Below are 22,690 nucleotides of genomic sequence, written 5' to 3'. Positions count from 1 at the left end.
CATCTTTACTTTTTCTATTTCCTAAAAAATGGCTAAAATTCGCCTATATGTTGTTACTTTTTTTATGCTTAGCACTGCTATGCCTTGCAAAAAATACCTCATCTGAACAAATTTTATCTCATTTTCGGTTAAAAACAAAAAGTCAAGATGAGTTCATAAAGTTTAAAATAACAAAAGTGCAAACATCTATGCCTCTATAAATTTAACTTCAACGGGTATATAATTCTCAATAAATATTTAAAATATTTCATTTGCAAAATACGTTTTTAATTTACCCCAAAATATTAGAATATTATAGGCTATATTTTGATTAAAATTAACCTTTATAAAGTACCTTTGTAATACTATTTTAAATCCTTTCTTATGGATAATTTAGATGCCTCAAGATTACAAATGGCATTTACGCTTATTTTTCACATTGTATTTGCGTGTATAGGTATGGTAATGCCTTTTTTTATGGTTGTTGCTCATAAAAAATGGTTGAATACTAAAAACCCTGTTTATTTAAAACTCACTAAATCTTGGCAAAAAGGTGTCGCCATATTTTTTGTTATTGGGGCTGTTTCCGGTACTGCATTGTCTTTTGAATTAGGTTTATTGTGGCCTGAATTTATGAAACATGCTGGCCCTATAATTGGTATGCCTTTTTCTTTAGAAGGCGCTGCTTTTTTTGTAGAAGCCATAGCTCTAGGGTTTTATTTGTACGGTTGGGGAAAGATTTCTGAAAAATTCCATTGGTTTACAGGAGTTATTGTTGGTATTGCCGGCGTAGCTTCTGGTATTTTGGTGGTTTCTGCTAATGGATGGATGAATGCGCCTTCTGGTTTTGATTATATTAACGGTGAATTCTTAAACATTGACCCCGTAAAAGCTTTATTGAACCCTGCATGGTTTACCCAAGCCTTGCATATGGTTTTGGCTGCTTTTACTGCAACTGGTTTTGCTGTAGCTGGGGTACATGCTTATCAAGTTTATAAAAAAAGACAAACAGACCTTCATAAAAAAGCATTTAAAATAGCGATTACATTTGGCGCCATTGCTGCCATTTTACAGCCTATAAGCGGTGACCTTTCTGCAAAAGACATTGCTAAAAGACAACCTGTAAAATTGGCTGCCATGGAAGCGCATTATGAAACAAAAAAAGGTGCACCACTTTATATTGGTGGTATAGTAGATGTTGAGAAAAAGGAAGTCTCTTATAAAATAGAAATTCCTAAAGCCTTATCATTTCTTGCTTTTGGGGATTTTAATGCCGAAGTAAAAGGTTTGAATGATTTTCCAGAAGATGAACGCCCCAACGTGGCCATCGTTCATTATGCTTTTCAAACTATGGTTGGTATTGGTACTTTACTATTAGTTGTTGGGTTATTGTTTTTTATTAGTTTAAAAAAGAAAACGTGGTGGCTCAATAACAAGTTTTGGCTTTTATTTGTCCTGCTTGCTCCCATGGGTTTTATTGCTTTAGAAGCTGGTTGGATTGTTACAGAAGTGGGTAGGCAACCCTGGATTATTCACAACATAATGAAAACGAAAGATGCCGTTACTCCAATGCCTGGAATGATTTATAGTTTTTACATGTATATCACACTCTACAGTATACTAACAGTAGCAGTCATCTGGCTTATGAGACGACAAATAAAATCACTTAATAATTCAAAACTTGTTTAGATGTTATACGTAGTTTTATTCTTCTTAATGGTTTCATTACTATTATATGTTATACTGGCCGGTGCAGATTTTGGCGCAGGTATTGTTGAATTATTCTCAACTAAAAAGAGTCAGCAAATAACAAAAAAGACCGTATATCGGGTTATGGGACCTGTTTGGGAAGCAAACCATATATGGATTATCATTCTTGTTGTTATTCTATGGGTGGGGTTTCCAGAGTTTTATAATGTGCTTACTGTGTATTTACACATCCCTTTAACCTTGGTTTTATTAGGTATAACCATGAGAGGCGTTGCTTTTGTGTTTAGGCATTATGATGCTTATAAAGATAAATCTCAAATTTTATACGATTGGATGTTTAGAATATCGAGCTTTTTGACTCCTATTTTTCTGGGAATGACAGCTGGAGGCATGTTATCTGGTGAATTAATCATCACTCAAGATTATGAATTATTTACTTTTTATGAATTATTTATAAACCCCTGGTTTAATGCCTTTTCAATTTTAATTGGGCTGTTCTTTGCTGCTTTATGCACTTTTTTAACGTCCATATTATTAATAGGAGAAGCAGAAAGAGACGATAGACGTATATATGTAAAAAAAGCTCGGAATGCGACTATAGTCGTTATCTTATTGGGTTTTATAGTATTAAGTTACGGATTTATCTATGATATTATTTTTGCTACAGGTTTTTTAAAAAACCCTTATACGATTAGTTTAGTATTACTCTCTGCTTTTTTAATTTTTCCTTTATTAAAAAGTATAAAGCAAGCTCGGAAAATTATGAGCCGTTCTTTGGCTGGCTTACAGGTTATTTTGATTTTGATAGCTGCCATGGTAACTCACTTTCCTTATTTTATTATTACTTCCAATGATAAAATCAGTATTTTAGAAACTGCTTCAACGAATGAAGTTACTAATGTATTAGGCATCTCTTTAATTATTGGAGGATTAATAATTTTACCTGGGCTTTTTCATCTTTTTAAGTCTTTTAAAATGATAAAGATTTTAGAAAAATAGTCCGTCTACTAGTTTAATTCCCTCAACAAAAAGAGGTGTTTACTCATTTTGGGTTTTATTTTATGTACTTCTTATAGATCTTTGAACTATGAGAAACGTTATAAAGATAGACATACCAAAACCATGTCATGAGAATTGGAACAAAATGACTCCAGAAGAAAAAGGGAGGCATTGTAAGGTTTGCCAGAAAACAGTTTTTGACTTCACTTCGCAAACCGATGAATATATTGTTAAAACATTTACAGAAAACTCTAATGTTTGTGGTCGTTTTAAATCAACTCAATTAAAAAGAGACTTGGTTTATAGCAGAAAAGAAACTAATAATTATTTATCTTTTCTGGCATCTGGTCTATTTGCCATATTAGGGTTTTCCAGTGAATATTCATATTCACAAGGGCGACCAAAAATCGTACAATTAGATACTCTGCAAAAGGATATACAAGTTAATCAGAATACTATAAATAGGGAAAAAGGAAATGAAATTAAAGGGACTATAATCGATAAAAGTAAAACACCCTTACCAGACGCAGTAATTTTGATTAAAGGAACTACAATAGGCACTGTGAGCGATTTTGATGGTAATTTTTCTATTAAAGCTAAGACAGGAGACATATTACAGGTTAGCTATCTGGGATATAAGCCTAAAGAGATTGAAATTAATAAAAAAATGCCTCGTGTTATTTTACTGGAATTAGAAGAAGTCATTACGGGCGAAATTATGACCGTTGTAGTTGGTAGAGCAGTTGGAAACTCAAATTATACTTGTTCTCCAGAAGAGTTAGAGAAAAAACGATTAAACAAATTAAGAAGAAATAACTATTTTAAATTTTATAAAAGGCAAGCAAAGGAACGTAAGTTAAAAATTAAAAATGGAGACATAGAACGCTCTAAACTAGGGGCTTTTTTCTATAATTTATTCCATTAATTTTACTGTTAACTAAAAAGCATATAGATGCATTTACTCTAGATAAATTAGAAATAAAGACTATTAATTGTTTAATGACTAATTAGTGCACTGGACTTTGTGTACATGGACAGTTACTAATACCTCGTAAAAAGTCTAATCCAATAGTAACCATATGTGTTCCTGAGTTGAAACTAGACAAATTATTGGTTGTTATTTGATACGCATATCCTAAATAGAAAATAGATTTCTTAAAACCTATCATGGGTCCTATATTTAAAGGTTTAAAAAACTGATCATTAAGAAAACGATAGGATATCCCAGCCCAATAATAATCTTCTTTTCTATTAAACTTTCTGAATTTAAAATTAATATCGGTACTTGATCTACTATCACTACTGAATAATTGATAATAAATTGATGGCTCATATTCTAAACCACTCTTTTTTGGGCCTCTAAATGTATATCCTGAATAAATTTGATAATTTAAAAGTAAATTAGGCTCTTCTATAGCATTAATAGTTTCCTCAAAATCAAAATCTTTACCTAAAATATTATTAGCATTAAAGCTCATAAAAAACCCTTTAAACCTATACAAGGCACTAACATCAAAGTTGTTATTTGTAATTGCCCTATCGTCCGTTGGGATATTTGTGATTGGATTTTGAGAGTTGTTTTCAAATTTATCAACATCAATTCTAAAACTATTAATGTTATAAGAAATACCAAATGATAAATACATTTTAGCATAATAGTCTAAAATAAGGTGATGCGCAAACGAAAATTTAGCACCTTTTTGAATGGTATTTCCATTACTATCATTATAAAAAGACACGCCTATTCCAGAACGATCTGCAATTCTAAAATCTGCATAAATGGATTGATTTTGTGGTGCATCCTTAATACCAACCCACTGTGTTAATCCGTTAGCCCTTACCTTTAAATTATCTCCAATTCCTGCATATGCAGGAGAGACTACAAAATTATTTTCTGCCAAATATTGTGTTAAAACAGGTAAGTGCAACTCTTGGCTATAGCTGTTAGCTATAACCAAGAGAAACATATATATAAATAATTTTTGTATTCGTATCATTTTAAATTTCAATATCATAATCCTTTATTTTCATTATCTATAAAGTGTAAAGTGTCCAACAAATTCACGATTATCTTTTGGATCATTAAGCTTTAATATATACCAATAATCTCCAGTTGGAAGCTCTGCATTATTATATTTACCATCCCATTTTTCTCCAACACGTAATGTTGCTATGGCTCGACCATATCTATCGAAAATATCGAAAGTAAGATCTTTGTATTGAGATGTACAACCTGGCCCCCATTCGTCTTGATCATTATCTCCGTTAGGGGTAAAATAATTCGAAATACATACATCTATATATTCAAAATATCTGGTAACTGTAGCAATACAACCATTTCTGTCTGTTACAGTAACAGTATAATCTCCAGATGAATAAATAAGGAATGTGTTAGTACTGCCATAAGATTCACCATTAAGCGTGTATTCGTATGGTTCTGATCCTCCATTAGTTACGGCAACAATTTCATTTAATCCGCCATCTTCTAAAACAAGAGTTAATGGATCTGATTGATCAATATCAAAACCTTCCGTTCTTTGAATACATCCATTTGTATGTCTTACGTCTACATAATGGTCTAATCCAGCCGGCACATTTACAAATACATTGCTAGCTTGATATGGTGCTCCATCTAACGAGTAATCCAGATCTGTCAAATCAGTTATACTAGCATCTACAGTTATTGTAACGGTATTTGTTGTTATATTTCCAGTACAAGCATACTCAACAGCAGCTTCAGGATTAATCCTTACTGATGACGGGAATGCGATAGTCCATTCAGATTCACAATTACGAGCATCTCTAACATATACAATATGATCTCCTCCACTTAGATTATCAAAATCGAACTGTGTTTGAGTAGCTGTTCCAGTCACATAAGTGCCATTTATATCATCTATAGCGACACTGTATGGTAAGTTACCTCCTGAAATATCAATGCTAAATGATCCATCTGCATCACCCTCGCAAACCTCAGGAATTAATGAACCAGGGACAAGACTTACTAATACTGGAGTTGGCGAACCAATAGTAAAAGTATCAAACACAAAACATCCTAATTCATCCTGTGCAATGGCCTGATACGTACCAGGAGCAAGGTTTTCAAATGTAGATGTTTCGAAAAACTGATCTAATCTTGGTGAAATAGCATATCTAATCAATCCTGTACCACCAGACGCATTTATTTGTAATATACCATCATCAGCACCTGGACAAGTTAATTCTGTTGTTACAAAATCTGCGATTAATGGCTGTGCAGGTTCAACAATGTCGATTCTTGCAGAAGTGATTAAACAATCCAGACTTTCTACTCTTACTTGGTAACTTCCAGCAACAAGTTCGGTGAAAACACCTGGTGTATTTTGAGTCACTGGAGTTATATCATTTCCAGACGTATCCTGCAACGTATAAACATAATTTCCTAAACCACCTTGAGCTGTTGCGGTTATAACACCTGTGTTATCACCGGCACAATTTATATTAACAGAATCCAAATCAACTGTTAAAGCTGGTAGTGGGTCTATTATAATTTCATTAGAAACATTTGCATTACAGCCATTCGCATCTCTTACATAATAAACATGAGATCCTACTGGTACTGGGAATGTTACCGATGTAGCAAATGATCCTAGTGTCGTAACAAAATTTGGAGTATCACTATACGTATATGGTCCTGTTCCTCCTGTAGCGCTTAATGTTAATGTAGCGTTTGTTAAACAGGTTTGTGAGGTCTCTTTTGCTAAAGTTGTTTGTATTTGAGTTGGCTCATTTATAACAACATTAGGCGAATTAAACACACAATTATATCCATCAGTTACAGTAACATTATAAGTTCCTGCACCCAGATTTGTAAATACTGGATCTGTTTGAGGTCCTGACGATGCTACTATTGGTGAAACCATATTAAGCGTATAAGAATAATTACTTCCTTGTCCGCCAGTAGCATTTACAGTAATCGTTCCATTTGTATCACCAAAACAAGATAATAAGCTTGCACTAGGCGTTACTGTGGCATTAATCGGTGTTGGAATATTTAAAGTAATTGGATCGGAAACTATACAACCCCCAGCATCTCTTACATTTACTATATAAGCTCCTGCTGATAAATTTGTAAACATTCCGCTTGGAGAATATGCTACCGTAGCCGCTCCTGTTAATTCATACTCATAAGGTGTTCTTCCCCCACTAGCTACAGCAGTAATAGTACCTACATTATTATCGCAGGTTACATTTGCTGTTTCTGTTGCTACCAATGTTAATGCACTGGCAGGAGAATCTATAGTAATTACATTCGATGTTGTAGTACAGAATGGGCTTGCCGTTTCTGTTACTACCACGGTGTAATTACCTCCTGTTAATCCTGTTACCAGTTCTGGGTTTGTTGATGTATTAGCTGCTGTAAGACCTCTTACTGAAGCTCCTGTGCTATCTAATATATCATAATTATAAGGCCCTGTATAACCACTTATATTAAGTTCAAATCCACCATTGTTATCTGTAAAACAGGTGACTTGAGTTGGTGTATTTATTACTGCATCAATAGTATCAAAAGGCAGTACTTCATATGATGCATCTATAGTACATCCAGTATCTAAATCATTCACTTGGAAATGGTAAGTTCCTGGATTAGTTATACTAAATATATTAGATGCTTGTGGCGTTCCACTAGGCAACATTTGAAAAGTAAAGTTACCAGATCCTCCTGTTACAGTTATATCAACCGAACCTGTACCATTACAATCAATAGGTGTAGCTACCGCTACTGTTGCAGCAGTTAACGTTGGTAATGGTGCTATATTTACAGTATTGCTCTCAATACACCCATTATTATCTCTTACAAAAATATTAATGGTCTGCGGAACACCCGTATCAATGATATCAAATGTATTCGTTGTGAAATAATTTGTACCATCAATACTATATGCATATGGTGCGGTTCCTGTTCCTGCGCCTTCATTAATAGTTAATGTACTTGTGTTTACAGAGTTATCTGGTGCACATGTATAAGGCGTTGCGGTTCCTGAAACCGTTAAAGCTAACGGCTCATCAACTCGAACAACTGCAGTATTAGTACATCCTTTACCAGAAGTTACTTCTACTGTGTAATCTCCAGCTACTAAATCTTCAAAAAGATTTGAGGTTTGTGAAGGTCTTAAAATAGGTCCTGCAATAATCTCATAAGTATAAACTGGGTTATCATTACCTGGGTCTAAGTTTACAGTAATTGAACCATCATTGCCACTATTACAACTAACATCAATTACAGTTGTTGTAAATGTTACAGGTATTGTAGCATTAGTTGTTATGACATTTGTTTCTGTTGTACAACTATTTGCATCAGTAATTTCAAACTGATATGTATCTGCCGTAGCGTTGTTATAAGTAAATGTAGTTCCTGCAAACGGTATTTGTGGTCCTGCATAAGCTACGCCTCCTATACTAACTCTATAAGAATACGGTCCGTTTCCTCCAAGCACTTCAATATCCATAGAAGCATCTGTTGGTAATGAACATGTTAAATCTTTAGTTAAAGTGGCATTTGCTGCAAGTGGTGCAAAAACGTCTATTGGCGCAACAGTATTGGCAGTACAATTGTTTCCATCTCTAATAGTTACAATATAACTTCCAGCTGTACTTACCGTAAATACGGGACTTGTTTGATAAGACACACCGCCATCAATACTGTAGCTTAATGGTGTTATTGCACCCGCTCCCGGTGTTGCTGTAATAGTAAATGACGATGTTCCCGTACACTGATTATCTACCACAGCAGTTACCGTTGGTAATGGATCTGTAGCTATAGTCACATCTATTTGTTCTTGACATCCGTTAGCATCTTGTGCCCAAACATCCCAATCTGTGTTTGTAGCTGGATTTAAAAACGCAGTCGCATTACTTGTAAAATCTGCAGGGACTGGCGCAACGCCATCTTGAACAAAGGCATATGTATAACCTGGTGTTCCAAAGTTTGCTTCAACAGTTACCTGTGCATCTTCATTACAATTCGCATTTATATTTCCTGTTTCAGTAAGTGTTAATAAAGCTGGTTCATTGATCACTACTGAATCCGTTGCAGTACAGTCTGTTGTTTCGTCTGTTACAACGATTGTATAGGTTCCAGCAATTGATGGAGGTAAATTAATTGTTGTAGCTGATTGACCAACCACTGCTGCAGCTCCATTAATGCTATAACTATATGTTCCAGCAAAATTTCCAACTGTAAAACTTCCTGCTCCAGTTGGAGTACCATTACAAGTTACATCGTTACCAAACACTCCTAAAACTGTAATGTTTGTTACATCTTCTACCGTATATGATTCTTCATATGTACATCCGTTAGCATCAGTTACTTCAAATAAATAGATATCTGGGGCTAATCCTGTAAAAACTCCAGAAGCAGCTCCTGTAGTATTTCCTGTGGCACTTGCCGGAGATAAAATAGCATAAGCTAACACACCTACACCACCAGTTGTAGTTAAAGTAACATCGCTTGTTAAATTTGTACAGGTTACTGGTGTAGCAACAAAATCTAAATCTGTTGGAGGCACTAATGCTGGAATATTTATTGGTACCACAGCACTTAAACATCCTCTACTATCTCTAACCATAGTATTTACTGGACCTGCTGTAGTGGTTGTAAAAATATTTACTGGCGTAAAATTCACACCTCCATCAAAACTATATACATACGGTGGAGTACCTCCCCCTGCATTAATTGTTATCGTAGCGGCTTGAGCAGCATTACCCGTTCCACAAGTTAATCCTTGCGTTAAAACTGGTCCTGAAGTAACCACTAAAGGTTCATCAATAACTACTGATGTTGCTGCTGAATCACAGTTTTTACTATCTCTCACAACAATGTTATATGTTGCCGGAGCTAATCCACTAAATTCATTAGATGCCTGGAATGTAACTCCATTATCATTACTGTATTGATATGGTGGTATTCCATTAGATGCTGTTACTACAATACGACCATCTGTATCACCTATACAAGTTACATCTGTATGTACTTCTGTAAGTGTTGGTGTTGTTCTTGGTGTTACCGTAACAGTATTAGATAAAGCCGGACATCCAGGAGGTCCCTGAGAATCTGTAACTCTAAACACATAATCTCCAGCAACACTTGTTGTAAAAGGAGAAACGGCAGGAATAAAGCCTCCACTATTAAAACTCACTTCAAGAGTGTACGGTCCTACTCCGCCTGTTGGTGTTAACGTAATACTTGCATCAACGCCTTGACATTCTAAATCCTGTGTCATATTAGCATTAAGTAATAATTGAGGCTCTACAACATAAGATGTTGTTGCAGTACAACCGTTATCATCACGAATACTTAAAGTATAGGTTCCAGGTGAAGCAATTGTAAAATTAGGGCTTGCCTGATAAGGACCAGCAACCCCATTAATACTGTATGCTGCTGTACCTACAAATACGGTTCCAGATAGCGTAATGTTAATAGGAGTTCCTGTATAACATTGTTGAGCTACTGGGCTTATAGTAGGTGGTTGATCTGTAGGTAATACTTGTGTAGCAAATTGAACACATCCGTAAGCATCTCTTACATAAATATCATAAGTTGTAGTTCCTGCTAAATTAAATGTATTAGCAGCAGCCCAATTAGCTGGCACTACAGGACTTCCTGATACTACCGCTTGATATTCGTATGGTCCAGTACCATTCGCTGCTGTAGCTGTAATAGTACCTAATTCATTACAATTTGCATTTTTTGAAACTGCAGCACTAATAGTTAATAAGGCAGCTGACTCTGTGATGCTAAATGTAGTAGTTGAAACACTACAACCTGCATTGGTAGCTCCTAAATCTTCTTCAACTACAACAAAATAATTCCCAACTGGTAATGGTCCTAAATTAGAGACTGATAATGTCCCGCTAGCAGGAACCGTTCCAGACCCGGTAATACCTGTTGTCGCTAGAGTTAGTGAATTAAATACTGTATAAGTTACATCGGTAGTAACCAGATAAGTACTATTTATGTCAAAGCTTACATTTCCATCAGCACTTCCGGTACAAGTAATATTGTTTTCAACAACTGCAGTTGTTGTCAATGTAGAGTTTGTTGGAATAGGAATAGTTGATGTTTCAAAATAATAACATTGTGTAAATTCATCATAAATAATGAACGTATAAGTTACTCCTGGTAATAACCCTGTAAATGTTGACGTTTCACTTCCAAAAGCATCTTCATCCTGCCACGGAGCAGCAGTTGGAGCCGAATAAGTCATTCCTGGTCCTGTATAAATGGCAAAATGATATGGACCGTTTCCTGTTAATGTTCCCCCAATAGTTACCACGGCTGTTCCTCCTGTAGTACAAATTGTTGGTAGTGTATTTACAGTTATATCTAAATCAGTTGGAGGAGATGCTACTAATACATCTTGAATCAACTGAGTACATCCATTAGCATCTACAACACTAATTTGGTATAATCCAAAATCAATTACAGTAAAAGGAACTGCTGCCGTACCAGGAACACCAAGTGCAGAATTAGAATAAGCACCTGTACCTGTAACAAAAATATTATAAGGGGCTGTACCTCCAGTTATACCATCAACGGTAATCGATCCACTTGATAACCCGCCTCCAAAACATGTAATAGGAACAGCTGTAAAAAGAGTATTAATAGCTGATGGTTCACTAATTGCAATAGTATCAGTATCTGTACACCCATTAGCATCTGTAACAGTTATAGTATAACTTCCTGCTGGCAGTCCACTAGTCTGCGTACCATAATTTGTGGTTGTTGTATCATTATTAACATTTATGGTATAAGGCGCTAAGCCTACTGTATTATCAATAATAATATCAATAGCAGCTGTCGGGTCTCCAAAACATGAAATAAACTGTGTTTGTGTTACACTAGTAATAACCGGATTAACCGCAGTATTTGTTGTTATGATATTCGTTTCTACCGTACAACCATTTGCATCAGTAATTTCAAATTGATATGTAGTTCCAACAAGTGAAACTGGTGTATAAGTAAATGCTGATCCAACAATTGGTATTTGTGGTCCTGCATAAGCAACGCCGCCTATACTAGCTCTATAAGAGTAAGGAGTATTACCTCCAGATACTGTTATATCCATGGTTGCTTCTTGTGGTACTGAACATGTTAAGTCTTTTGTTAAAATAGCACCTGCTGTAACTGGTGCAAAAACTTCTGTAGTGGTAGCACTAGTTGCTGTACACCCATTACCATCTCTAATAGTTACGGTATAAGTTCCTGGTCCATTAACTGTAAACGTTGGACTAGTTTGATAAGAGGTTCCTCCATCTATACTATATGTTAGCGGTGTAATTGCACCTGCCCCTGGAGTTGCTGTAAAAGTAAATCCAGAAGTTACGCTACATTGATTAGATGCTAAAGCTGGTGTACTTACTGTTGGTAATGGATCGCTAACAATAGTAACCGTAGTCATTTCTATACAATCATTAGCATCTCTTACATATACATCCCAAACTAAATCTGCCGCCGAATTTGTATCGACTGTTATAACATTACCACTACTATATGCTCCAATTGCAGGAGCTCCAGCTCCTGTAATAACCGCAGCATACGTATAATTTGGCGTGCCATCTGTTGCTGTAACTGTAATTTGTGAATTATCATTCGTACAAAATACATTTGTTGATGTGGCACTAAGTCCTAAAGCAGCTGCTGGTTCACTAACTGGTACAGTAAACGTGTCTGTACATCCAGTGGTTTCATCTGTTACAACGATCACCTGATCTCCTGCAGGTAACAATGTTAAAGGAATTGTTACTGCCGATTGACCTGTTGTTGCTGGTAACACACCATTAATAGTATAACTATATGTGGTAGCAAAATTAGAAACTGTAAAAGTTACAGCACCATCTGTACCACCATTACAGCTTACATCATTTACTAATGCTCCTGTAACTGCTATGTTTACAACTGGTTCTATTCTATGTGTTTCTGTATAATAACATCCATCTGCATCTGTCACTCTAAAAGTATAAGTAATATCTGGATCTAACCCTGGAAAAATACCCGTTCCATTTGAAGCTACAAAAGCTGCTGGTAAGGTTATTTCATAAGTCAATGCTCCTACTCCTGTTCCTACTGCTGGTGTTACTGTTGCCGTACTTGTTGTATTTATACATGTTACAGGTGTACTAGTAATAGTACCAGCCATTGGTGGATTTAGTGCATTTATTGTTACAGAACTATTAAAAATACATCCTTGATTATCTCTTACTGAATATGGAATAGTTTGGTTTGTACCATCATCGTTCACATTAAATGTGTTGGTAGCACTATAACCAGATCCGTTAAAACTAAATTGGTAAGGTGCTGTTCCATCTGTAGCAGTTACAGTTATCGTAGCTGGTTGGCTTGTATTTGTAGCACTACAACTAAATGGTGTTACCGCATGTGTTGCTGCTAAAGCATCAGGTTCTGTTAAGGTTACTGTACCATTAAAAAGACACTCTTTACTATCTCTCACTTGGTATGCATAAACAATACTAGCACTTAATGTATCATAAAATGATGTTGTTGTAAAAGCGCTTCCGTTAAAACTATACTCATAAGGTCCTTCACCACCTGAGGCTGTTATTTGTACAGAACCATTTGCCCCGCCATTACAAGTTGGGTTCACTGTGGTTACCGTAGCTGTTGGATTTACTGCTGGATTTACAGTAACAACTCCAGATTCTACCTGACATCCTTGTGCATCGGTTACTCTAAATCTATAATCTCCCGGAGAAGCTACAGCTCTAACAAATGTTGTTCCCGCTATTGCTGTAGACAATGGATTATAAGCCCCTCCATTAAAAGAGGTTGTATATTCGTATGGTGGTGTGCCTCCCGAAACATTACCTGTAATTAAAGCATCAGGTGCAGCAGAACAATCTATGTCTTTTGTTAAAACGGCACTTAATGTTAATTGTGGGGCTATGGTTTGCGCTGGCAAAGTAACTTGACAACCGTAAGCATCTCTGACTATGATGGTATAGCTACCAGGAGTTAAACCTGTAAATGTATTGCTAGAACCAAAAGGGCCACCATTAATATTATATTCAAAAGGAGCTTGTCCCCCAGATGTTACTGTTGCCACTAGAGTCGCTGCATTAGTCGTATCATAACATAAGTCTGATGTCACATCTATAGAAGCAACTGGCAATGTTGTTAAACTTAAAGTAAATGTATCTGTCGCTGTACATCCATTTGAATCTGTAACAGTCGCTGTATAAGTTCCTGCTTGTGTTAAACCTCCAAAAGTATTACTTCCTTGCGGTCCTAAAACAGTTGTATCTGGTTGTGTTAGTGTATATGAATTTCCTCCCCAACCGCCTACGGCATTAATAATAACACTACCATCAGCAAGACAGGTAATAGGAGATTCAGTTACTGTAACACTTAATGCTGCTGGTGGTGCATCTACTGTAACAGAAGCTGTTGCTTGACAGTTTGTAGCTGTGTCCGTAACAACAATTGCATAAGGTCCAGCCGACAATCCTGTTAAATCAATAGGTGACGTACCAGCTGTAGAAGTTCCTCCATTAATAGTATAAGTAAAACCTGTTGTTCCTGCAACTGTAAATCGAACTGCTCCGTCTGAAGCACCAAAACAAGTAATATTATTTACTAATGCTCCTACTACTGTTAATGCAGGAAGTGCCTCAATCTCATAAGATTCACTATAAGTACAATTATTAGCATCTCTTACTTCAAATGTATAAATTGCTGGAGCTAAACCAGTAAAAGTGATCGAGCTTTGATATCCTGTTACAGACGGGGCTGGTGCTATTATTCTATATTCTAAAGGAGCTGTTCCTCCTGTAGTTGTTGTAATTGTAACATCAGATTCATTTGTTGGACAAGTTAAAGCTGTATTACTAAAAGTTAAATTTGTTGGTGGATCTAATGGATTAATATCTATAGCCGGAGCTGTAAACGTACAATTATTAGCATCTCTTATTGTTACTGTATATGAACCATCTGTTAATCCTGTAAATGTAAGCCCTGGTTGAAAATTTATTCCATCAATACTATATGAATAAGGTGCAGTTCCTCCAGAAACCCCTGAAACCGTTATTTCTCCATTTGTAGTACACGTATATGGAGTTGTTAACGTCGCTGTTCCTGTAATTGCAGAAAGTTCTATGATATCTATAGTTTGTGGTGCCGTGACACACACATCTGTTCCGGAAGTATATTCAACTAATACTTCATAACTTCCAACTGCAAGTCCTGTGAAAACAGGTGAATTGGAATATGTCGCTCCATTATCGATACTATATCGTAATGTATTTCCGTTAGCATTCGTAACATTAATATCTATTTCTCCAACGTTTCCAGTACCTGCACATAAAATATCCGTCTTAGAAACAGTATAAGCAGGAGGTTGAATAGCATCTACATCTATTGATATATCTACAAAACAGTTGTTAGAATCTACAACTCTAATATCATATGTTCCTGCTGCTGTAACTGGTATTTGTGGTAGTGTTTGGAATACCGTTGTACTATTTACAAAATAGAAATAAGGTGATGTTCCTCCAACAGGATACACAGTAATTTCTCCATCGGTACAAGTTAAAGGACTTGTTAAAGCCGCTGTAGCTTCCAACAATGTTGGGTTTATTATATCTATATCGCCATTAAATACACAACCATCGTCTGTAGTAACGTCTATAGTATATGTTCCCGGATTTAAGTTAGGAAATGTATAATCACTTGCTACAATAGGACCTACACTATTTATTAATGTAGCTCCTTGGGAAATTGAAAAATAATATTGTGGACGCACATCATTAGCAGCTACTAAGACACTTCCCTGTCCGTTATGACATAAGGGTTGTGTGATGTCTGTTGTAACAGTAAAATTTCTTTCTCTTATTTGAATATCTGGTATCGTGAAGACACAAGGGTTAGGTGTAACTCCTATCTGTCTAATATAAACGGTATAGATACCTGCCGTAGTAATAGAAAAAACATTGCTAGGTTGAAAATTCACATTGTCAATACTATACTCATAGCCAGAAGGCACATCTGCTACAACTATTTCTCCTGGTGTTGTACAAATAATATCATTTGATGTTGCAGTTGGCAGTAATACATTTTCATAAACATTAAAGTAATACTCATTAAAACAACCACCTGTATAATTTAATGTTAATCGGTATTGTCCAGCCGTGTCTACTAAATAATCTGGTCCGGTTTGTACTGTATTCCATGTACAAGTTGCCTCCACATTGGGACATCTTATATCTGCAACTGCTGTACAGCTTGATTCGTCCAGTCTTTGCCAAATTATTGAGTTAGCATCAGTAATATTTGTATCAATAAATGTTGTATCGGAAGCACCACACATAAAAATGTTTGGCAATTCTGTTCCATCATCAGGACATACAACGACCTGATCTGCAAATGGAATCACTGGATTCGGAACTCCTGCTCCATAAGTAATTACATTAAAAATCTGGTCGATAGATTGACAAGGTGCCGTCGCTGTATTACGAACAGTATACGTTCCTGGAGCTGTAACTGTTATAGATTGTGTTGTTTCTCCAGTAGACCACAAATATGAATCGTAATCGTCTCCTGCCGTTAATACCACATTATCGCCACAAAGAATCACGTCTTCTTCAAACGTACAATCAATATCGGCAATAAAGTTAGTAGCCCCAGGTATTAACAGACAACCTGTATTGGTGCTGAAACTTGGATCATCTGAAATAACAAACAAAGGATTTAAAGTACCTCTATAAGTTGAAAAAGCTTGATTACTTACAATATTATCACAGGCATCATTCAGTAAACTACATTCTCTTACTACTGTAACTTTAAAACGGATTTCCAGTACAGGATCATTTTCCTCTATTACAGAATCATCTACAGCAAAAATAAGCTCTCGCGTTGCTGGATTATAACTTTGAACCGTTAGCCCTGGAGGCAATAAACCCATATCGGCTGGGTAATTAAATTCAATATTAGTCGGAAGTACATCTCTAATGGTTAGTCCCGTAGCATCATCGTTTCCTGTATTTTGAAAACCTATTACATAGTTTAATTCATCTCCGAGATCTACTAATCCGCCTCCAATGTTATTTCCAAATTCATCCTCAACGGTCTTAGTGAGCACCATGTTAGGGGCAATAATATCTACCGCAAAGGCGAAGAAATATGGGAAATATGTATCTCTACCTGTTTCTAAACGTACTGTAGCACTTGTGTCATCATTATTAATAACGGCATTAGCTGGATTAGGTACGGCTAATATACCCGTATCAAACCCTAAGGCATTACTACTATTAGGAACTCTGACCGGTGGCCCTGTTACTGAACTGTTGAAAAAGTTATTTTGATCTCGATTCAGGTCAGACAACCTGGTTCCATTAATTATTAATCGGTCACCAGTAATTGGCTTATCTCCTTCTAAAGCAGCAAATGCGAAATTCGCTCTAACTGGAGCAGGTGCTGGTACGGTTCTAAACCCTGAAACCGTAACATCTAATCCGGGAGTACTTCTTGTAATAGTACTAAAACCATCAAAACTAGTTATGGATTTACCTGGTAATGACGGGTTTTGATAAACTATAAATAAAGACCACCCAGCTGAGTTTCCTGTGAAGTTACCAAAAAGTTCTGTTTGACCTTGAGATGACGATACATTAGCCACAGTATATGTTCCTTGATCGGTACCTAACGCCCTTATAATATTTGTTACATCTGCATAACATGCATATGGAAAACTATTACCCCCATCTACCGATGTGCTTCCTGCATTGAAAATAACGGTTCCAGTAATATCATTATATCCACCGGTTGGTCCCCTTAATTTCACAGTATTAATAGGCTCTGCACCATCAGTAACGGCACTCCAATATAGGCCGGCATGTACAATTTCATAACAATCATTAGCTGCGGGTGGGATATGAGGATTAATAGGGATTTGTAAATCCGCACTCGATGAACTAAACGTGGTTCCATCAGAATCAATGTCAATATATCGCATATTAACCTCATCGTTATATGTCGAATTATTATTGAAATCATTGTTATTTGGTCCCAAAATATTATTACCTATCAATATGATATCACCTTTCAAATCTTGATTAAATCTGGGTGTGAAGGGCACTTGATTTTGAGCAAATAATTGTATGCTGAATAGTAGTATCAGCAACACAATTAGTTCTTTTTTTAAAGTAGTAGGTTTTTTCATAATAGTTTATATTTGACGCTTCTTTATCCTCATAGGTTTAGGGGCATAATCAGATAAAGTAAGCTGGGCTAATTTTATTACATATATATTTTTTTAATTTTCTATTTTAACCATAGACATTTCTCCATTATATGGCTTATCTCCTTTAGATTGTAAAGCTCTTGTTGCTTGTTCTACACTACTATACTGTTCATAATAAATGAAATATTTACTAGTGTTTTCATCGTAGAAGAAGTTTACGTTTGATTGTCCAGCAGATACTGTTTTCTTCACAAATTCATCTCTTTTATCAACATTATCATGTACAGCAATCACTAAATAATAACCACTCTCTACATTTTTAACATCTTTTACAATCCGTATATTACCACTCTGTTTTTCACCAAAATCAAAATCTTCTTCTTTAAGAGGTACTGAACTTACAGGAGTATTTTGCTTAATTCTATTTAATGTTGCCATATCCTTAGAATATCTATCATCCGCATTATCGTAAGCTGCTCGCTTAATTCTTCGTTTTCTCTCTATTTCTGTAGCTACTTTAATTTTTTCTAATGTTCCCATTAAATTTTCTCTAGACTTCAATGCTTGCGCTTGCTCTAATTTCAATCTTTCCAGCATTTTTAAATCAGCAGGGTTGATTGAACCTCTATATGATTTTTCTAGTTCTGTAATTTTTTCATTTCGGGTGTTTATAACACCATCAAGTTCTGACTTCAAGGATTCTAGTGCCGCATTTTCTGCTGTTATACTTTTAAAAGGTTTCGGCGCTGTGAAAATTCCTTTTTCACCTAAATCATTTTCTTCTTTTAAATCTTTAAGATCTTTATCTCTACTAGCTACCGTTTCATCTAGCTTTGTTAATAAATCATTCATCGATTTAGTAATATCGTCAACTGGTGTTGGTGCTGCTGCTTTAGCTTCTTCCTCTGCTTTCGCCTTGGCCGCTGCCGCTTCTGCTTCTTGTTTCAGTCTAGCTTCTTCGTCCGCTTTCGCTTTGGCTGCTGCCGCTTCTGCCTCTCGTTTCAATCTAGCTTCTTCGTCCGCTTTCGCTTTGGCTGCTGCCGCTTCTGCTTCTCGTTTTAGTCTAGCTTCTTCGTCTGCTTTGGCCTTGGCTGCTGCCGCTTCTGCCTCACGTTTCAGTCTAGCTTCTTCGTCTGCTTTCGCTTTGGCCGCTGCCGCTTCTGCCTCACGTTTCAATCTAGCTTCTTCGTCCGCTTTGGCCTTGGCCGCTGCCGCTTCTGCCTCTCGTTTCAGTCTAGCTTCTTCGTCTGCTTTCGCCTTGGCTGCTGCCGCTTCTGCCTCTCGTTTTAGTCTAGCTTCTTCGTCTGCTTTCGCTTTGGCTGCTGCCGCTTCTGCCTCACGTTTAAGCCTAGCTTCTTCGTCTGCTTTGGCCTTGGCCGCTGCCGCTTCTGCCTCACGTTTTAGTCTAGCTTCTTCGTCTGCTTTGGCCTTGGCTGCTGCCGCTTCTGCTTCTCGTTTCAGTCTAGCTTCTTCGTCTGCTTTGTCCTTGGCTGCTGCCGCTTCTGCCTCACGTTTCAGTCTAGCTTCTTCGTCTGCTTTCGCTTTGGCCGCTGCCGCTTCTGCCTCACGTTTCAGTCTAGCTTCTTCGTCCGCTTTCGCTTTGGCCACTGCCGCTTCTGCCTCTCGTTTCAGTCTAGCTTCTTCGTCCGCTTTGGCTTTGGCCACTGCCGCTTCTGCTTCTCGTTTAAGCCTAGCCGCTTCGTCCGCTTTCGCCTTGGCCGCTGCCGCTTCTGCCTCACGTTTAAGCCTAGCCTCTTCGTCTGCTTTTGCTTTGGCCGCTGCCGCTTCTGCCTCACGTTTCAGTCTAGCTTCTTCGTCCGCTTTCGCCTTGGCCGCTGCCGCTTCTGCTTCTCGTTTCAGTCTAGCTTCTTCGTCTGCTTTGGCCTTGGCCGCTGCCGCTTCAGCCTCTCGTTTTAGTCTAGCTTCTTCGTCTGCTTTGGCCTTGGCCGCTGCCGCTTCAGCCTCTCGTTTTAGTCTAGCTTCTTCTCCTGCTTTGGCTTCAGCTTCAGCTTTAGCTCTTTCTGCTGCTTCTGCTCTTTCTTTTGCTCTTGCTTCCGCTGCTGCTACTCTGGCTTCAGCATCCGCCTTAGCTTTAGCTCTTGCAGCTGCTCTATCTTGAGCTGATACTTTTGGTTTAGAAGGCGCTCTTCGCTTAGCGATATAACGTCTCGATTTTTTGTCTGGAATAATAACAGAACCTTCTTCTTCATCACCACTATATCTATATCTGTATCTGTTTTTGAATTTATAAGCTAAAGTAATATCATGGGAACTACCAAAATCTACTAGGTCTCCCATCGCTTTTTCATAATTATACTCTATAGAAATCTGAGTACTTATATTAAAACCTATACCACCAAATAACCCGTACAAAGTATTATACCCTGCTTGCGCCCAAATACCTTTGGGTACTGTTAGCATGGCTATTCCTGAAATGACTGTATTGTCTTTTTTGAATTCTGACTTGATTAGTCCAGAAAATTTACTTTCATCAAAAAAACCACGGGTATTTGCATAACCAGTGTACATAACATGAGCTTGTACACTTTGTTCTGGATCATCTTCAACCATTTTAGATGCATTAAGATTATACAAAACAGCATTGTTTATTGCGATTCCAAAATCAAGAAAGTCTGTACCATAATTTATTCCAGGGTTTATGGTTAGTAGGGAGTTTGAAGGGATATTATCCAATGATGAATCTGGGAAATTTGTTACGACTTTACCTTCGTTTAAACCACTTCTGTAAAATCCTAAATTTAGACCAAAAGTTAGATTACTATCTCTATTTAAAACGACATTATAGGCAAAGTTTAAAAGCCCTCCAAAAGTTGTTAATACGCCATAATTTTGTTGAAATAAACTAACGCCAACTCCTATGTCTTCTCTAAACCTACCAGAATATCCAAATAAATATGTTTGTGGGGCATCATCGAATTGAACCCATTGTCTTCTATTGTTAAAACTAATATATTTATTTTGTTCTCTTACAAAACTAAAGGTCGGGTTAATAATATGTCTATTAAATTTTAAAGAATTTCTAACAGGTATTGCAAACGAAACAACCCCATCTTCTTGAGCATGGAATTGTTGCGTAAAACATAAAAATAAAACGATATGTATTAAATACTTCTTCATGCTATTTTATAACCGTAATTGAACCCTTTTTTGTTTTTTGATCCTCGGTAGTTATTATATAATAGTAAACTGGGTTTACATCTTTAAAATCTAATTCTGTTTGTGGCCAATTATTCTGATAATCATTGGTTTGAAATACAATTTCTCCTTGCGAGCTAATTAATATAATTTCTGCATTTGTTCCTGTTATATACGCTTTGGGAATTACCCAAGTATCATTTACACCGTCTCCATTAGGGCTTATTAAATTGGGGATATTTTCAACATCGGGAAAGGTTTCTTGTATTACAAAAAGAAATTCTTTTGATGATACACAACCTACCGTTTGTTTTATAACAGCCTTATAGTCACCTATCTGCGATGCTTCAAAACTATTGCCAGTAGCTCCTGGAATTAATACGTCGTTTAAATACCATTCATATTCTGGATTAGTTGCTGTATCTGTTAAAGTAATTGTTAAAGTCCCACTTGCTGGCATTAAATTAACAGCTGGTGTCTCCTCAACATCAATACTACTTGTAAATTGATTGGCATCTAAATTAATGGATCCACTAGTTGAACATGCTCCTAATGAAACATTTACCTCGTATAATCCAGATTGGTCTGTTATATATGTATCACTTGTAGCATCTGCAATCTCATTACCATCTTTAAACCACTGATAGCTAACACCACCAGAAACAGTACTTAAAGTTGTTGCCCCTAAACTAGAACAATATGGATTACCAAAACTAGAACTTATACTAGTAGAGCCTCCAGATGAGGCTTGACTAACGGTTACTCTATTTGAAAACGAATTTGAAGAACAGGACCCATAATTTGTTTCAACAAAATAGGTTCCTGGTTCACTAACAGCTAAACTAGCCCCAGAATCTACAAAAACGGATGTAGTTGGGCTTGTTTCTTTAAACCAATTAAATGTTAATGAAGGATATTGTAATGGCGAATCGTTGTCTCCTGTTCCCGGATTATCTATAGTAAGTAAATAGCTTCCTCCGGCACAGTAAACACCTGTCTCATTTAAGTTATTAATAGTAAAAGGTGTGTCTTGAAATTTATAATATGCAGCAAAAGAATTAGAACCGCTACTTGTTGATGCCGGTGAAGTACTTTTTACTCGTACTTTATATGCTTCTCCTGCAATTGTAGTTGGTACAGAAAAATTAATCGTAGCTGGCGACGTTGTAATTGCTCCAGCAGCAGATGTGAAAAGTATTTCTGGGCTTGAAAAACTCCCATTTTCATCAGAAAGCTCCAATACAAATTGATTAGAGGCATTTATTAATGTAGATTCAAATGAAAACTTTACATTATAAGTGTTAAAGGAAGGACTCGCACAAGCATTTGTAAATTCTGTGCTAGGAGGGTTTACAATTTGCGCCTTGATTTGACCCGCAAAAAACAGAAAAATAACAATGGTAGTAAGATTAGTTTTAATAGTAAAGTTCTTCATACGATATCATTCTCTTTAGTTAATAAAAAACTTTGGGAAACAATTATCGTTCTAACGATACCATTAGAATAATTGAAATTCACTTTTAATAATTGTTGGTTGGTTTAATAAAAAGAAAACTTATTTTAAATTTATGGGAAGGTTATCATTTTACTTTATGAAGACCTTCCCTTTAAAT

Annotated in this window: 7 protein-coding genes; 3 read left to right on the top strand and 4 right to left on the bottom strand. The window is 36.5% G+C overall.

Annotated features, from left to right (window positions below):
- Positions 1–363 precede the first annotated feature (363 nt).
- The 3 genes from Q4Q34_RS16225 (at position 364) to Q4Q34_RS16215 (ending at position 3,613) form a co-directional block, all read left to right on the top strand.
- Complete coding sequence (locus Q4Q34_RS16225) at positions 364–1,668, top strand: cytochrome ubiquinol oxidase subunit I (RefSeq protein ID WP_303315145.1); 1,305 nt, start codon at positions 364–366, stop codon at positions 1,666–1,668.
- Positions 1,669–2,688: a cytochrome d ubiquinol oxidase subunit II gene (locus tag Q4Q34_RS16220; protein WP_303315147.1), complete on the top strand. Its 1,020-nt coding sequence runs from the start codon at positions 1,669–1,671 to the stop codon at positions 2,686–2,688.
- An 88-nt stretch (positions 2,689–2,776) separates the two neighbouring features.
- On the top strand, positions 2,777–3,613 hold the full coding sequence (locus tag Q4Q34_RS16215) for a carboxypeptidase-like regulatory domain-containing protein (RefSeq protein ID WP_303315148.1): 837 nt from the start codon (positions 2,777–2,779) through the stop codon (positions 3,611–3,613).
- Between the two features lie 82 nt (positions 3,614–3,695).
- Here the strand turns inward: Q4Q34_RS16215 and Q4Q34_RS16210 are convergent, their stop codons facing one another.
- The 4 genes from Q4Q34_RS16210 to Q4Q34_RS16195 all read right to left on the bottom strand — a co-directional run bounded on the left by Q4Q34_RS16210 (position 3,696) and on the right by Q4Q34_RS16195 (position 22,512).
- Positions 3,696–4,685 (bottom strand): PorP/SprF family type IX secretion system membrane protein, encoded by a 990-nt coding sequence (locus tag Q4Q34_RS16210; RefSeq protein WP_303315150.1) that lies wholly within the window; start codon positions 4,683–4,685, stop codon positions 3,696–3,698.
- A gap of 33 nt (positions 4,686–4,718) precedes the next feature.
- Positions 4,719–17,900: a T9SS type B sorting domain-containing protein gene (locus Q4Q34_RS16205; protein ID WP_303315151.1), complete on the bottom strand. Its 13,182-nt coding sequence runs from the start codon at positions 17,898–17,900 to the stop codon at positions 4,719–4,721.
- Positions 17,901–17,993: 93 nt separating this feature from the next.
- Positions 17,994–21,059, bottom strand: coding sequence for a PorP/SprF family type IX secretion system membrane protein (locus tag Q4Q34_RS16200; protein ID WP_303315152.1), 3,066 nt, complete (start codon positions 21,057–21,059; stop codon positions 17,994–17,996).
- 1 nt (position 21,060) lies between these two features.
- On the bottom strand, positions 21,061–22,512 hold the full coding sequence (locus tag Q4Q34_RS16195; RefSeq protein ID WP_303315153.1) for a T9SS type B sorting domain-containing protein: 1,452 nt from the start codon (positions 22,510–22,512) through the stop codon (positions 21,061–21,063).
- Positions 22,513–22,690: the final 178 nt, after the last annotated feature.

Source organism: Flavivirga abyssicola (assembly GCF_030540775.2).
GTDB lineage: Bacteria > Bacteroidota > Bacteroidia > Flavobacteriales > Flavobacteriaceae > Flavivirga > Flavivirga abyssicola.
Note: the sequence above shows the minus strand (reverse complement) of the source record. Positions and strands in the feature narration are given on the sequence as shown.